This window comes from Streptomyces sp. NPDC050703 (genome assembly GCF_040654435.1).
Taxonomy (GTDB): Bacteria; Actinomycetota; Actinomycetes; order Streptomycetales; family Streptomycetaceae; genus Streptomyces.
In genome coordinates this window covers 52247-66324 of record NZ_JBFAHX010000031.1, presented here as the reverse complement: position 1 = coordinate 66324, position 14078 = coordinate 52247, and the positions used below count along the sequence as shown (strand labels likewise).

Genomic DNA, 14078 nt, shown 5'->3' with positions numbered 1-14078 from the left:
AGGCGTCACGTGAGACCCGCCCTCCTCATGAGCGGCGGGTCTTCACGTGTCGTTAACGCAGCGTAGCTTGATCGTACTTGACCGTAATCACTCCACAGAGGTTGACTGCTCGCTCACCACCCCCGCATGGTCCTCGACGCGAGAGCGATCCCTTGACTACATCGCCTGCACCGACCTCTGACCTGCTCGCCCCTCTCGATCTGGCCTTCTGGAACATCGAGACCGCCGAACACCCCATGCACCTCGGAGCGCTCGGCGTCTTCGGGGCCGAGGGCCCGGACGCCGCCGGACGCGCCGCCTCGCTGCTCGCCGAGCGCGCGGCGACCGTGCCCGGCCTTCGCATGCGCATACGTTCCGTCTGGCTGCCGCCCGGCGGCGCGCGGCGCGAGCGGGCGCCCGGCTTCGAGCCGCGGGAGCACGTGCGGACCGCCGCGCCCGTGGACGACTTCCACGCGGCGGCGGGAGAGCTGATGCGCCGCCCGCTCGACCGCGACCGGCCGCCGTGGGAGGCGCATGTGCTGCCGGGCGCGGACGGCGGGACGTTCGCCGTGCTGTTCAAGTTCCACCACGCGCTCGCCGACGGGCTGCGCGCGCTGACGCTCGCCGCCGCGCTCCTCGACCCCGTCGACCTGCCGCCCGCCCGGCCGCGCCCCGCCGCACCCGCGGCCCCGCGGTGGCCGCTGCCCGGCCCGCGCAGGCTCCCCGGGCTCGCCCGCGAGACCCTGTCGGGGCTCGGCCAGGCCCTCGGGATCGGCGCCTCCGTGGCGCGCGCCACCCTCGGCGTACGGTCGTGCCGCGCCCTCACCTCGGGCGCCACGGGCACCCGCGCCACCGCCGGGGTCGTCCTCGACCTCGACGACGTCCACCGGGTGCGCAAGGCCGTGGGCGGCACCGTCAACGACGTACTGATCGCCGTGGTCGCGGGCGCCCTGCGGCGCTGGCTCGACGAGCGCGGCGACGGCAGCGAGGGCGTCGAGCCGCGCGCCCTCATCCCGGTCTCCCGGCGCCGCCCGCGCACCGCCCAGCCGCCGGGCAACCGGCTCTCCGGCTATCTGGTCCGGCTGCCGGTCGGCGACGAGGACCCGCTGGCCAGGCTGCGGGACGTGCGGGCCGCCATGGACAGGAACAAGGAGGCGGGGCCCGAGCGGGGCGCGGGGGCCGTCGCGCTGCTCGCCGAGCACGTGCCGTCGATCGGCCACCGCGTCGGGGGGCCCGCCGTGGCCCAGGCCGCGCGGCTGCTCTTCGACATCCTCGTCACCAGCGTCCCGCTGCCCGGCGTCGGGCTGCGGCTCGGCGGCTGCCCGCTGGCCGAGGTCTACCCCCTGGCGCCGCTCGCCAGGGGCCAGTCGCTCGCCGTGGCGGTCTCCACCTACCGGGGGCGCGTGCACTACGGCCTGCTCGCCGACGCCACCGCCGTGCCCGACCTGGACCTCCTCGCGCGCGGTCTGCGGGAGGAGCTGGCGGAGCTGGTGGCGGTGTGCGCGCGGGAGGCGGGTTTGGAGACCGGGGCCGCCGCTACGTAAAGTTGGGCTTTTGGAGCTACCGCGGACCACCAGAGGCGCCGCGGCACGGGATGACATGAGGACAGCGGCGATGACGGTGACAGACGAAAGCCAGGAGGGCTCCGTCGGGAACGGTGAGTACGGACCCGGCATCGACCCCGACCGTCTCGCCGTCTGCCTCAGCGTCCTCGACGAGCTGGACAAGCTCGACGTCGACCACCCCGACGCGATCCTGGTGCGCCGCGCCACGGCCGGGATCTACCGCACCGTGAAGCAGCGCCGCCGCCAGGAGCGCCGCGCCGCCAAGACCGCCCACGACAAGGCGGTCACCGAGGCCACGGCCACCGGCTCCGCCGAGCGCATCGACGACGAGACCGTGGGACTGCTGCCCTCGTCGCGGACCGAGGAGGGCAGGTTCGCGGGGATACTCCAGCGCCCGCGCTCCTGCTACACGTGCAAGACGCGGTATGTGGAGGTCGACTACTTCTACCACCAGCTCTGTCCGGAATGCGCCCTCCTGAACCGGACCAAGCGCGAGGCCCGCACCGACCTGACCGGCAAGCGCGCCCTGCTCACCGGCGGTCGCGCCAAGATCGGCATGCACATCGCGCTGCGCCTCCTGCGCGACGGTGCGCACACGACCATCACGACGCGGTTCCCCAAGGACGCCATCCGCCGCTTCAAGGCGATGGACGACTCGGCGCGGTGGATGCACCGCCTGGAGGTCGTCGGCATCGACCTGCGCGACCCGGCGCAGGCCGTGGCCCTCGCCGAGCGCACCGCGGAGGCGGGCCCCCTCGACATCCTGATCAACAACGCCACGCAGACGGTGCGCCGGCTGCCCTCCGCCTACGCCGCCCTGGTCGACGGCGAGAGCGCGCCGCTGCCCGCGGGCGAGCTGCCCGCCCACTCCGTCATCGGCGCCTTCAACTCCGGAGCGGTGGACGGCCTGAGCGCGCTGCCGGTCGGCACCAGCGGCCTGGACGCGCAGAAGGTCGCCGACCTCGCCCTGGTGGGCGGCAACGCCAGCATCGCCAGGCACCTGGACGGCACCGCCATCGACGCGGGCGGCCTCGTCCCCGACGTCGTCGAGAGCAACACCTGGGTGCAGACCATCGAGCAGATCTCCCCTGTGGAGCTCCTCGAAACCCAACTCTGCAACTACACCTCGCCGTTCATCCTGATCAGCGCGTTGCGCCCGGCCATGGCCGACGCCGCGAAGAAGGCCGAGAGCGGCCGTGCCTACGTCGTCAACGTCTCCGCCATGGAGGGCGTCTTCGGCCGCGGCTACAAGGGCGCGGGCCACCCGAACACCAACGCAGCCAAGGCCGCGATGAACATGGTCACGCGGACCAGCGCCCAGGAGATGTTCCAGACCGACGGCATCCTCATGACCTCCGTCGACACCGGCTGGATCACCGACGAGCGCCCGCACTACGACAAGCTGCGCCTCGCCGAGGAGGGCTTCCACGCGCCGCTCGACCTGATCGACGGGGCGGCCCGCGTCTACGACCCGATCGTGCGCGGCCAGGCCGGCGAGGACGTCTACGGCGTCTTCCTGAAGGACTACGCGAACGGCAAGTGGTAGCCGGCGGGCGATGACACAGGCTCTGGGACGGGCCGGGCCGTGGCCGACGACGGCCGACGGCTTTCGGCCCCGGCGTTCACTCCAGTGGCCGCCTCACCCCGGGACCGGCCCTCCGAAGGCCCCGGGCGGCACCCGCGCCGAACACGCCCCGGCGCGGACACCCCGCGGAACGCACCTCGCCGCGCCTCCACCGCACCAGCCACCCCGCGAGCGGGCCACGGCGTGACGGAGCGTCGCTGACGAGGGGTTCTTGTCCGGATTCTGCCCGGCTTCGAGCGTCCATCGAGCGCGGGCGCGCTCATTTGGTTAACCTGAGGGCGAACGGGTGGCCACGAGAGATCCACGAACGTCTCTCGGCCACCCCGGGGACAGGCCGGCGACCACGGCCGCGGTCCCGCCAGACGACCGGCGCCACCGCGACCGAACTCCCCCCTTGTCCTTCCGTTACGCGACACAAAGGAGTGCGCGGTGACACCAGATCCGACGAAGCAGGAAAAGCGACCGGCGGAACGCGGCGGCGAGCGGGCCGGCAGGCCCCACACGCTCCGCAGCCTGGAGGCGTGGGCCAAAGCGGCCCCCATCCGCCTCGCCGGTTACGAGGACGACCTCGCCGAGCCGCACATCCTTCCCGGCATCGACTGACCGGGAGCGGACCACCGGTACCGCCGGGTTCTCTCCGCTTCGCCCGCGCCCCCGCCCCTCGACGGCGGGGGCGCGGGCGTTTGCGGCGCGCACACGTCCGGGCGTCCGGGCGTGCGGCAGGGGCGCGTTGACAGACGCGGGGGAGGGTGGCTGTAATGGTGCTCGTGCCGCGTGGCGCCGACCAGAGAGCAGTGGGCAGGTCGGCGGCCGGGCGAGCACCTTCACTCAAGGACGACGCCGATGGACACGTCGTGAGTTCACCCTCCGAGGCTCCGGCCTGATCAGCGCGCCTTCGCGCGCCCGGACACGCGTACCTGTTCCGCGTGATCCCGCCCCCTCACCCCCTCCACCTTTCGCCGCGTCCGCCGCCACTGCGTGCGTGCCGACGCGGTCCCAGCACCTCGTACGGAGAAGCGACACCGTCATGCCCACACCCTTCAACCAGTCCGTCGTCGAGGAGTTCCGCGCCAACGGCGGCAAGGTCGGCGGCCCCTTCGAGGGCGCCGAACTCCTCCTCTTGACCACCACCGGCGCCAAGTCCGGCAAGGAGCACACCACCCCGCTCGGCTTCGTGCGCGACAGTGGCCTGCTGCTGATCGTCGGGTCCAACCTCGGCGCCCCGCACCATCCCGACTGGTACCACAACGTCCTCGCCCACCCCATCGTGCGCGTCGAGTTGGGCGCCGAGGAGTTCCAGGCGGTCGCCGTCCCCGCCGAAGGGGAGCGCCGCGACCTGCTCTTCGGGCGGGTGGTGGCCGCCGAACCGGGCTACGCCGACTACCAGGCGCGCACCACCAGGGTCCTGCCGGTCATCGCCCTGGAGCGGCCCGCGCACGAGGCCGCCATCCCGGCGGAGGCCGGGAACCTCGCGGAGAAGATGACGCAGGTGCACCTCTGGCTGCGCGGCCAGCTGCGGCACGTACGGGCCGAGACCGACGCGTACTTCGCGGCGCTCGCCGCGCACCCGGGCCCCGCGGCGCCGCGGACGCCGGGCCTCGGGCTGCAGATCCGCCAGCACTGCCTGGCCTTCTGCGACGCCCTCGCGTTCCACCACACCAGTGAGGACACGCACCTGTTCCCCGTGATGGCGGGCCACCACCCCGAGCTGCGCGCCACCTTCGACCGGCTCGCCGACGAGCACCGGGAGGTGGCCCGCATCCAGGGCGAACTGGCCGCGCTCCTCGCCGGCGTCGGCGACAGCGACCCCGAGGCGTTCCGCACCGAACTGGAGCGGATGTCCGACGAGCTGACCAGGCACCTCGACTTCGAGGAGGAGTCGCTGCTGCCGGTCCTCGCGCACCTGCCGTGGCCGCCGGGACCGCCCGCGCCCGCGGGGGAGTAGGGCGCGCGGGCCGCTACCGCCGCACGGGCCCCGTGCTCTCCCGCTCGATGAGCCGGGGCAGCGGCACCTGCACCGTCGCCGCGGGCCCGTCGTCCAGGAGGGCGAGCAGTTCGCGGGCGGCGGTGCGGCCGAACGCCACCGTGTCCCGGGAGAGCGCGGTGAGCCAGGGGTGCACCATGCGGCAGAGCGCCGAGTCCTCCCAGGCCACGACCGACACGTCCGTGGGGACGCCGAAGCCGAGGGCGGACGCGGCGGCGACGCCGGCCACCGCCATGACGTCGTTGTCGTACACGAGGGCGGTCGGCGGCGCGGCGGAGGTGAGGACCCGCCGGGTCGCGGCGTCGCCCTCCGCGTCGGAGTAGTCCGTGGTCACCGAGCGCACCCCGGACAGGCCGCGGCTCTCCGCCTCGGCGCGCAGGGTGCGGATGCGGCGCTCGGTGTGCGCGAGACCTTCGAGGCCGGCGATGTGCACGATGCGGCGGTGCCCGAGCGCGTGCAGATGGCCCACGACCGACGCCATCGCGCCCGCGTCGTCCGCCCACACCGTGGAGAGCGAGGGGTGCTCGGCGTCCGGTTCCGGCACGCCGCCCGTGACCACCGCGGGCAGGCCCAGTTCGTGCAGGAGGGCGGGCCGGGGGTCGTCGGTGCGCGGGTCCACCACCAGGACGCCGTCCACCCGGTGCTCGGCCCACCAGCGCCGGTAGACCGCGCACTCGGCGGCCACGTCCTCCACCACCTGGAACAGCAGGCCCAAGTGCCGCTCGGCCAGCACCTCCTGGATGCCCGAGATGAGCTGGAGGAAGAACGAGTCGACGCCCAGCGTCGCCGCCGGGCGCGCCACCACGAGGCCCACCGTCGCCGAGCCCTCGCCGGACAGGGCGCGCGCGGCGGTGCTCGGCCGCCAGCCGAGCTGTTCGGCGACCCTGCGGACGCGGTCCCTGGTGATGTCGGAGACGCCCGGCCGGTCGTTGAGCGCGAAGGAGACGGCGCTCTCGGACACCCCCGCGCGGCGGGCGATGTCCTTCATGGTCGGTCTGCGCGCAGGTGACCGCTTGCCTTGCACCCGTTGCCCCTTTCCTGGTGCCCGCGCACTAAAGCGCTTGAGCGCTGTGACTCTAAAGCGCATTAGTCGATTGCCGCAAGGCCCCCAACACGCGGCTCTGACCTGCCAAGTTGACGGACGGATGCGGGGAAGTGGAATTTTTCTTACCCGAATCCATTGACTTTGTGCCGCCGCGCGATGCAGGGTCGGCCTCGGCGAAAGTGGCCCGGCTCTGACGGCCGCAGTCACCGCCGTCTCACGCTGGGCCGAGCAAAGGAGCCGTTTCACCGTGCGTATCTCCCGTACCCCTCGCAGAGCCGTCGCCGCGGGCGCCGTCCTCGCTGTCCTGCTGCCGCTGAGCGCCTGCGGTGACGGAGGCGACGGCGGCGGGTCGACCGACGCCTCGGGGAAGATCGAAGGCAAGATCACCTTCCAGACCTGGAACCTGAAGGCCAACTTCAAGGACTACTTCGAGGGTCTGGTCGCCGACTTCGAGAAGAAGTACCCCGGCACCGAGGTGAAGTGGGTCGACCAGCCCGGCGAGGGCTACGCCGACAAGATCAGCGCCGACGCCGCGGCGGGCACGCTGCCCGACGTCGTGAACGTCTCGCCCGACCTCGTCGCCCCGCTGGCCAAGGCGGGCCTCGCGCTCGACCTCGACAAGGCCGCGGGCAAGTACGAGAAGGAGTACCTGCCCGGCGCCTGGAAGAGCCACCAGATACCGGGCACGGAGGGCACGTACGCCTTCCCCTGGTACCTCAACACCGGACCGCTGTTCTACAACAAGCGCCTCTTCAAGGACGCGGGCCTCGACGAGAACAAGCCCCCGAAGACCTACGACCAGCTCTTCGACCAGGCGCTCCGGCTCGCGAAGAAGAGCGACGGGAAGATCGCCACGCTCGCCAACGTCCCCACCATCGAGGACTTCGGGCGCTACGGCGTCCCGCTCATGAACGAGAAGGGCACCGGCTTCACGTTCAACGACGCCAAGGGCGTCGAGCTCCTGACGAAGTACAAGGAGCTGTACGACGCCAAGGCGCTCGACGGGCAGGCGCTGACCGCGACGCCCGAGTCGACGGGCAAGAAGTTCCTCACCGAGGCCGTCGCGATGAACCCCGGCAGCGCGCTCGACCTGGAGAAGTTCAAGAAGGACGCGCCGAAGCTGTACGAGAACATCGGCATCACCCCGCAGATCAGCAACACCGGCAAGGACAACATGTACGTGATGGGCGTGATGGTGAACGCCCGCACCAAGCAGACGCCGGCCGCCGTCGCCTTCGCGCACTTCGTCACCGACGCCGCGCACCAGATGGAGTTCGCCAAGCAGGTCGCGATCTTCCCCAGCACCGAGGGCTCCCTGGACGACCCGTACTTCACGAAGCAGGACGGCAAGGAGGAGACCCGCGTACGGGTGGCCGCCGCCAAGTCCGTCAAGACCGCGGTGAACTACACGCCCGTGCTCTTCAGCGAGCAGATGAAGGTCGAGCTGCGCAACTCCGTGGCCAAGGCGCTCCAGGGCAAGGAGAGCCCCAAGGAAGCACTTGACAACGCTGTCAAGAGCTGTGACCGGCTGCTGCAGCAGAGCTGAGCACCACCACCGTGCCCAGCCACGACCAGGGAACGTCAGCAATGAAGACGAGTACTGCCACCCCGACCCCGGACGCGAGCCGCGTCGCCGCCGGCCGCGGCGACCGGCCCGCGCCCCGCGGGCCCGCCAAGATCCGGCGACAACTGCCCACCAGCCCCTGGCTGTTCGCCGCCCCCGGGCTCGTGATCGTCGCCGTCTTCATCCTCTATCCGTTCGTCAGCACCCTCAACAACGCCTTCACCGACAAGCGGACGCTGATGCCCGGCGAGTACGTGGGCCTCGCCAACTTCTCGGAGCTGCTGCACGACGACATGTTCTGGATCGGGCTGCGCAACAGCACGCTGTACGTCCTCGTGGTCGTCCCCGCGCTGGTCCTGCTGCCCCTGCTGCTCGCCATGCTCGTCCAGAAGCACATCCCCGGCATCACCTTCTTCCGGTCCGCCTTCTACACCCCGGTGGTCGCCTCGATCGTCGTCGTCGGGCTGATCTGGGTGTGGATGCTGGACGAGCGCGGCCTGGTCAACGCCGTCCTCGAAGCGGTGGGCGCCGGCAAGGTCGGCTTCCTCAGCGACCAGTGGCTCCTGCTGTTCAGCGCCATGGCCGTCACGGTCTGGAAGGGCCTCGGCTACTACATGATCATCTACCTCGCGGCGCTGGCCAACGTGCCGCGCGAACTGCACGAGGCGGCGGCGGTCGACGGGGCGGGAGCGGTGCGCCGCTTCCTCACCGTCACCGTGCCCGCCGTGCGCTCCACCATGGTGCTCGTGGGCGCGCTCTCCTCGGTCGCCGCCTTCAAGGTGTTCTCCGAGGTCTACCTGATGGCGGGCCCCACCGGCGGGCCCGCGGGCGAGGACACCACGCTCGTGATGCTGGTGCAGCGCGTCGGCACCGGACTGACCGGACGGGTCGGCTACGCCTCGGCCATCTCGGTCGTCGTCTTCGTCGTCACCGTCGCGCTCATGCTGCTCGTGCTGCGGGCCGACCGGAAGGAGGACGCGTGAGCACCACCGAGAAGATTCCCGCGACAGCCGCCGCACGCGGGACACGTCCCGCGCCGAAGCCCCGCCGCCGGAGCGTCACCGACGAGAACGGCCGCCGGATGCCCGTATGGGAGATCGTCCTGCGCTACGGGCTGCTGCTCGCCGTCCTCGCCCTGATGATCGGCCCCTTCCTCTGGCAGCTCTCCACCTCCCTGAAGGGCCCGCACGAGGACATCTTCAGCTCACCGCCGAAGTTCCTGCCCTCCGACCCGACCTTCCACAACTACGAGCGGGTCGCCGACACCATCCCCGTCTGGGACTACGCGCTCAACTCCCTCAAGGTGGCCGCCGCCAACGTCGTCACCAACTGCGTCGGCGCCACCCTCGCCGGCTACGCCCTGGCGCGGCTGCGCTACCGCGGCCGCAAGGCGGCCACCGTCGTCTTCATCCTGGCCATGCTGGTGCCCGTCGAGGGCATCATCATCGCCCAGTTCACGACCATGCGGGAGCTGGGCCTGAACAACACCCTCATCGGGGTGCTGCTGCCCGGCTGCGTCTCCGCGCTCAACGTCCTGCTGATGCGCAACGCCTTCCTCAACGTGCCCTACGAGATCGAGGAAGCCGCCTTCGTGGACGGCGCCAACGTCTGGCAGCGGTTCCTGCGGATCTCGCTGCCCGCCGTCAAGGGCACCCTCGCGGTCGTCGCCATCTTCGCCTTCATGGGCGCCTGGGACGACTTCCTCTGGCCGCTGATCGTGCTCAGCGACCCGGAGCGGTTCACGCTCACCATCGGCCTGAACTACCTCCACGGCACCTTCGCCAACGACGAACGCCTCGTCGCCGCGGGCACGGTCATCGCCGTGCTGCCGCTGATCGTGCTCTTCGCCTGCCTCCAGCGGTACTTCTTCCGCGGTGTCGGCGAGGGCGCCGTCAAGGGCTGACCGCCGCCGCTCCGCCGGGGCCGTCCCGCGCCCACCTCCCCCCAGAACCAGGAACCGCATTGCCTTCCGCACCGCCTCCCGCACCGCCCGCAAGGACGCCGCGCTTCGGCGCCAACTACACGCCCGCCCAGGGGTGGTTCCACCACTGGCTCGACTTCGACATCGACGCCGTGCGCGCCGACCTCGACGCGGTGGCCGCCCTCGGCCTCGACCACGTCCGGGTCTTCCCGATCTGGCCGTACTTCCAGCCCAACCGCACCCTGATCCGCCCACGCGCCGTCGAGCAGCTCGTCCGGCTCGCCGACGCCGCCGCCGAGCGCGGCCTCGACGTCAACGTCGACGGCCTCCAGGGGCACCTGTCCAGCTTCGACTTCCTGCCCGCGTGGACGCAGACCTGGCACCGGCGGAACATCTTCACCGACCCCGACGTGGTGGCGGGACAGGCCGCGTACCTGCGGACGCTCGCCGCCGCGCTCGCCGACCGGCCCAACTTCATCGGCATGACCATCGGCAACGAGGTCAACCAGTTCTCCGCAGGACCCCACCCCGACCCCGACCGCATCACCCCCGAGCAGGCCGAAGCCTGGCTGCGCACCGTCCTCGCCGCCTGCGAGGAGGGCGCCCCCGGCAAGCTGCACCTGCATGCCGAGTACGACGCCGCCTGGTACCAGGACGACCAGCCCTTCACCCCCGCGCAGGCCGCCCGGCTCGGCGCGGTCACCGCCGTGCACTCCTGGGTGTTCAACGGCACGGCGCAGCGCCACGGCCGCACGGGCGCGGCCACCCGCACGCACGCGGCGTACCTGATCGAGCTGTCCAAGGCGTGGGCGGACGACCCGCGCCGCCCCGTCTGGCTCCAGGAGGTCGGCGCCCCGGCCCCGCTCATCCCCGCCGAGCACGCCGCCGCCTTCACCGAGGACACGATCGCCGCCGCGCTCGACTGCCAGGACCTGTGGGGCGTGACGTGGTGGTGCTCCCACGACGTGTCGCGGGACCTCGCGGACTTCCCGGAACTGGAGTACAGCCTCGGGCTGCTGACCAACGACGGCCGGGTCAAGCCCGCGGGCTCCGCCATCGCCCGTATCGCCGAGGAGTGGCGCGGCCGTACGCATGATCCGGCGCCCCGGACCACGGCGGTCGTCGTGGACGAGGCCATGGAGCGGCGCTCCGCGTGCGCGCCCGGGGGAGCGGTGTTCGAGGCGTTCGCCCGCCTGGTCGCGGACGGCGTGCGGCCCGCGGTGGTCCTTGCCGGACGGGTGGCGGACCGTGGGTATCTCGCCGCGCGGGGCATCACCTCCGTCGTCCTTCCGGAGGAGGTCCGCTAGGCCGGTACGACCTCCGTAGATCGCGCTTCGCGCTCGTCCTCAATCGCCGGACAGGCTCAACCCTGCCACGCCCCCAGGAGAACCCTCATGCATGACGACCGCACCCTCGTCGAAGCCCGCCTCAAGCGCGTCCTCGACGAGCGCATCAGGCCCGCCGTCCACCCCGCCTCCGTCCCCCTCGACGTCGCCGTCTGGAACGCCCCCGGCGAGCCCGTACCCGTGGCGGAGGGCCTGGCCGCCGAGCCGGTCGCGACCCGGGTGGGCGAGCGGTGGGGCGCGCCCTGGGGGACCAGCTGGTTCCGGGTGACCGGGACCGTGCCGAAGGAGTGGGCGGGGAAGACCGTCGAGGCGATCCTCGACCTCGGCTTCGACGAGAACATGCCGGGCTTCCAGTGCGAGGGCCTGGTGTACCGGCCCGACGGCACCCCGGTGAAGGGGCTGAACCCGCGCAACCAGTGGGTGCGCGTGGCCGCCCCGGCCGAGGGCGGCGAAGAGGTGCGGCTGCACGTCGAGGCCGCCTCCAACCCCGTCATCCTCGACTACCACCCCTTCCTGCCCACGCGGCTGGGCGACAAGGAGACGGCCGGCAGCGAGCCCCAGTACACGCTGGAGCGCATGGACCTCGCCGTCTTCGACGAGACGGTGTGGCAGCTCGTCATCGACCTGGAGGTACTGGGCGAGCTGATGCAGGAGCTGCCCGCGGACTCCGCGCGGCGGTACGAGATCGTGCGTGCGGTCGGCCGGGCGCTCGACGCCGTCGACCTCCAGGACGTGAACGGGACGGCCGCCGCCGCGCGCACCGCACTCGAAGGCGTGCTCAGCACCCCGGCCGAGCCCTCCGCCCACCGCGTCAGCGCCGTCGGCCACGCCCACATCGACTCCGCGTGGCTGTGGCCGCTGCGCGAGACGGTGCGCAAGGTGGCGCGTACGACGTCCAACATGACCGCGCTCATCGAGGACGAGCCCGACTTCGTCTTCGCCATGTCCCAGGCGCAGCAGTGGGCGTGGATCAAGGAGCACCGCCCGGAGGTGTGGGCGAAGGTCAAGAAGGCGGTGGCCGACGGGCGGTTCGTGCCCGCGGGCGGCATGTGGGTGGAGTCGGACACGAACATGCCGGGCTCCGAGGCGATGGCCCGGCAGTTCGTGCACGGCAAGCGCTTCTTCCTGGACGAGTTCGGCGTCGAGAACGACGAGGCGTGGCTGCCCGACACCTTCGGCTTCGCCGCGGGCCTGCCGCAGATCATCAAGGCGGCCGGCTCCAAGTGGCTGCTCACGCAGAAGATCTCGTGGTCGCAGACCAACCGCTTCCCGCACCACACCTTCCGCTGGGAGGGCATCGACGGGACCCGGATCTTCACCCACTTCCCGCCCGTCGACACCTACAACTGCTCGATGAAGGGCAGTGAGATCGCCCATGCCGCGAAGAACTTCAAGGACAAGGGCGTGGCGCGGCACTCCCTCGCGCCCACCGGCTGGGGCGACGGCGGCGGCGGCACCACCCGCGAGATGATCGCGAAGGCCGCGCGGATGCGTGACCTGGAGGGCTCGGCGACGGTGCGGTGGGAGACGCCCGCGGAGTTCTTCGAGAAGGCCGAGGCCGAGTACCCCGACGCCCCCGTCTGGGTCGGCGAGCTCTACCTCGAACTGCACCGCGCCACCCTCACCAGCCAGGCCGGCACCAAGCAGGGCAACCGCCGCAGCGAGCACCTGCTGCGCGAGGCGGAGCTGTGGGCCGCGACGGCCGCCGTCCGGTGCGAGGAGTTCTCGTACCCCTACGAGCAGTTGGACCGCATCTGGAAGACGGTGCTGCTCCACCAGTTCCACGACATCCTGCCCGGCTCGTCCATCGCCTGGGTGCACCGCGAGGCCCGCGCGACCTACGCCGCCCTCGCGCGGGAGCTGACCGGCATCATCGACGGCGCGCAGCGCGCCCTCGCCGGTGAGGGCACCACCGAGCTGGTCTTCAACTCCACGCCCCACAGCAGGGGTGGCGTGCCCGCCGCCGGCGCGGGGCTCGCGACCGCCGAGGGGGTGCCGACGGCCGTCCCGCGTGCGGACGGCGGCTTCGTGATGGACAACGGGCTGCTGCGCGTGGAGATCGACGGCCGGGGCCTGGTCGTCTCCGCGTACGACCTGGTCGCCGACCGGGAGACCGTCGCCCCGGGCGGGGCGGCGAACCTGCCGCAGCTCCACGCCGACTTCCCCAACATGTGGGACGCCTGGGACGTGGACGAGTTCTACCGCAACACCGTCACCGACCTCACGGACGCGGACGAGGTAACGGCGGGCGGGGGCGGCTCGGTGCGGGTCGTGCGCACCTTCGGGGACTCGCGCCTCACCCAGGTGCTCACCCTGGCCCCCGGGAGCCGGCGCCTCGACATCGACACCGAGGTCGACTGGCACGAGACGGAGAAGTTCCTCAAGCTCGCCTTCCCGCTGGACATCCATGCCGAGCGCTACGCCTCGGAGACCCAGTACGGCCACTTCTACCGCGCCACGCACACCAACACGAGCTGGGAGGCGGCCAAGTTCGAGGCGTGCAACCACCGCTTCGTGCACCTGGAGGAGCCGGGCTGGGGCGTCGCCCTGGTCAACGACTCGACGTACGGACACGACGTGACCCGTACCGTCCGTACCGAGGACGCCGGGACGACCACCACCGTCCGCGTCTCGCTGCTGCGCGCCCCGCGCTTCCCCGACCCGGAGACCGACCAGGGCGTGCACCGCTTCCGGCACGCCCTGGTGCCGGGCGCGGCGATCGGCGACGCGGTGCGCGAGGGCTACCGCGTCAACCTGCCCGAGCGCGTCCTCACCGGCGGCTCCGAGGTGGCGCCGCTGGTCGCCGTCGACAACGACGCGGTGGTCGTCACGGCGGTCAAGCTCGCCGACGACGGCAGCGGTGACGTGGTCGTCCGCTTCCACGAGGCGCACGGCGGCCGGGCCAGGGCCACGCTCACGACGGGCTTCACCGCGGTGTCGGTCGCCGTGACCGACCTCCTCGAACGTCCGCTCGCGGACACCGCCGCGCCGGAGCTCACGGACGGCGCCGTGGCGGTGCGCCTGCGGCCGTTCGAGCTGGTGACGCTGCGGTTCAGCAGGCGCTGAGCCGTACGTCGCGGTGCGTGAGG

The 14078-nt window shown here is 72.0% G+C and carries 10 protein-coding genes; 9 read left to right on the top strand and 1 reads right to left on the bottom strand.

Annotated elements, in window-relative coordinates; genetic code table 11:
- The first annotated feature begins 152 nt into the window (after positions 1-152).
- The 4 genes from AB0I16_RS25690 to AB0I16_RS25675 all read left to right on the top strand — a co-directional run bounded on the left by AB0I16_RS25690 (position 153) and on the right by AB0I16_RS25675 (position 5074).
- Positions 153-1523, top strand: coding sequence for a wax ester/triacylglycerol synthase family O-acyltransferase (locus AB0I16_RS25690; protein WP_363251911.1), 1371 nt, complete (start codon positions 153-155; stop codon positions 1521-1523).
- Between the two features lie 70 nt (positions 1524-1593).
- A complete protein-coding gene (locus AB0I16_RS25685; RefSeq protein ID WP_363251910.1) occupies positions 1594-3090 on the top strand; it encodes an SDR family NAD(P)-dependent oxidoreductase in 1497 nt (498 codons plus the stop codon).
- Positions 3091-3558: 468 nt separating this feature from the next.
- Positions 3559-3732: a hypothetical protein gene (locus tag AB0I16_RS25680; RefSeq protein ID WP_363251909.1), complete on the top strand. Its 174-nt coding sequence runs from the start codon at positions 3559-3561 to the stop codon at positions 3730-3732.
- Between the two features lie 424 nt (positions 3733-4156).
- The gene (locus tag AB0I16_RS25675) at positions 4157-5074 is read left to right on the top strand and encodes a nitroreductase/quinone reductase family protein (RefSeq protein WP_363251908.1); all 918 of its coding nucleotides are present in this window, start codon (positions 4157-4159) and stop codon (positions 5072-5074) included.
- A 13-nt stretch (positions 5075-5087) separates the two neighbouring features.
- On the opposite strand, the gene AB0I16_RS25670 is transcribed toward AB0I16_RS25675, so the two are convergent.
- A complete protein-coding gene (locus AB0I16_RS25670) occupies positions 5088-6101 on the bottom strand; it encodes a LacI family DNA-binding transcriptional regulator (protein ID WP_363251907.1) in 1014 nt (337 codons plus the stop codon).
- 304 nt (positions 6102-6405) lie between these two features.
- Between AB0I16_RS25670 and AB0I16_RS25665 the strand changes: the two genes are divergently transcribed.
- The 5 genes from AB0I16_RS25665 (at position 6406) to AB0I16_RS25645 (ending at position 14055) form a co-directional block, all read left to right on the top strand.
- Complete coding sequence (locus tag AB0I16_RS25665) at positions 6406-7704, top strand: extracellular solute-binding protein (RefSeq protein WP_363251906.1); 1299 nt, start codon at positions 6406-6408, stop codon at positions 7702-7704.
- A 41-nt stretch (positions 7705-7745) separates the two neighbouring features.
- Positions 7746-8705, top strand: a complete 960-nt coding sequence (locus AB0I16_RS25660) for a sugar ABC transporter permease (protein WP_363251905.1) — start codon at positions 7746-7748, stop codon at positions 8703-8705.
- Between the two features lie 14 nt (positions 8706-8719).
- Positions 8720-9625 carry a carbohydrate ABC transporter permease gene (locus tag AB0I16_RS25655; protein ID WP_363251940.1) on the top strand — a complete coding sequence of 302 codons (906 nt, stop codon included), beginning with the start codon at positions 8720-8722 and terminating at the stop codon, positions 9623-9625.
- 59 nt (positions 9626-9684) lie between these two features.
- A complete protein-coding gene (locus tag AB0I16_RS25650) occupies positions 9685-10950 on the top strand; it encodes a glycosyl hydrolase (protein WP_363251904.1) in 1266 nt (421 codons plus the stop codon).
- A gap of 87 nt (positions 10951-11037) precedes the next feature.
- Positions 11038-14055 carry a glycoside hydrolase family 38 C-terminal domain-containing protein gene (locus AB0I16_RS25645; protein WP_363251903.1) on the top strand — a complete coding sequence of 1006 codons (3018 nt, stop codon included), beginning with the start codon at positions 11038-11040 and terminating at the stop codon, positions 14053-14055.
- The last annotated feature ends 23 nt before the right edge of the window (positions 14056-14078 follow it).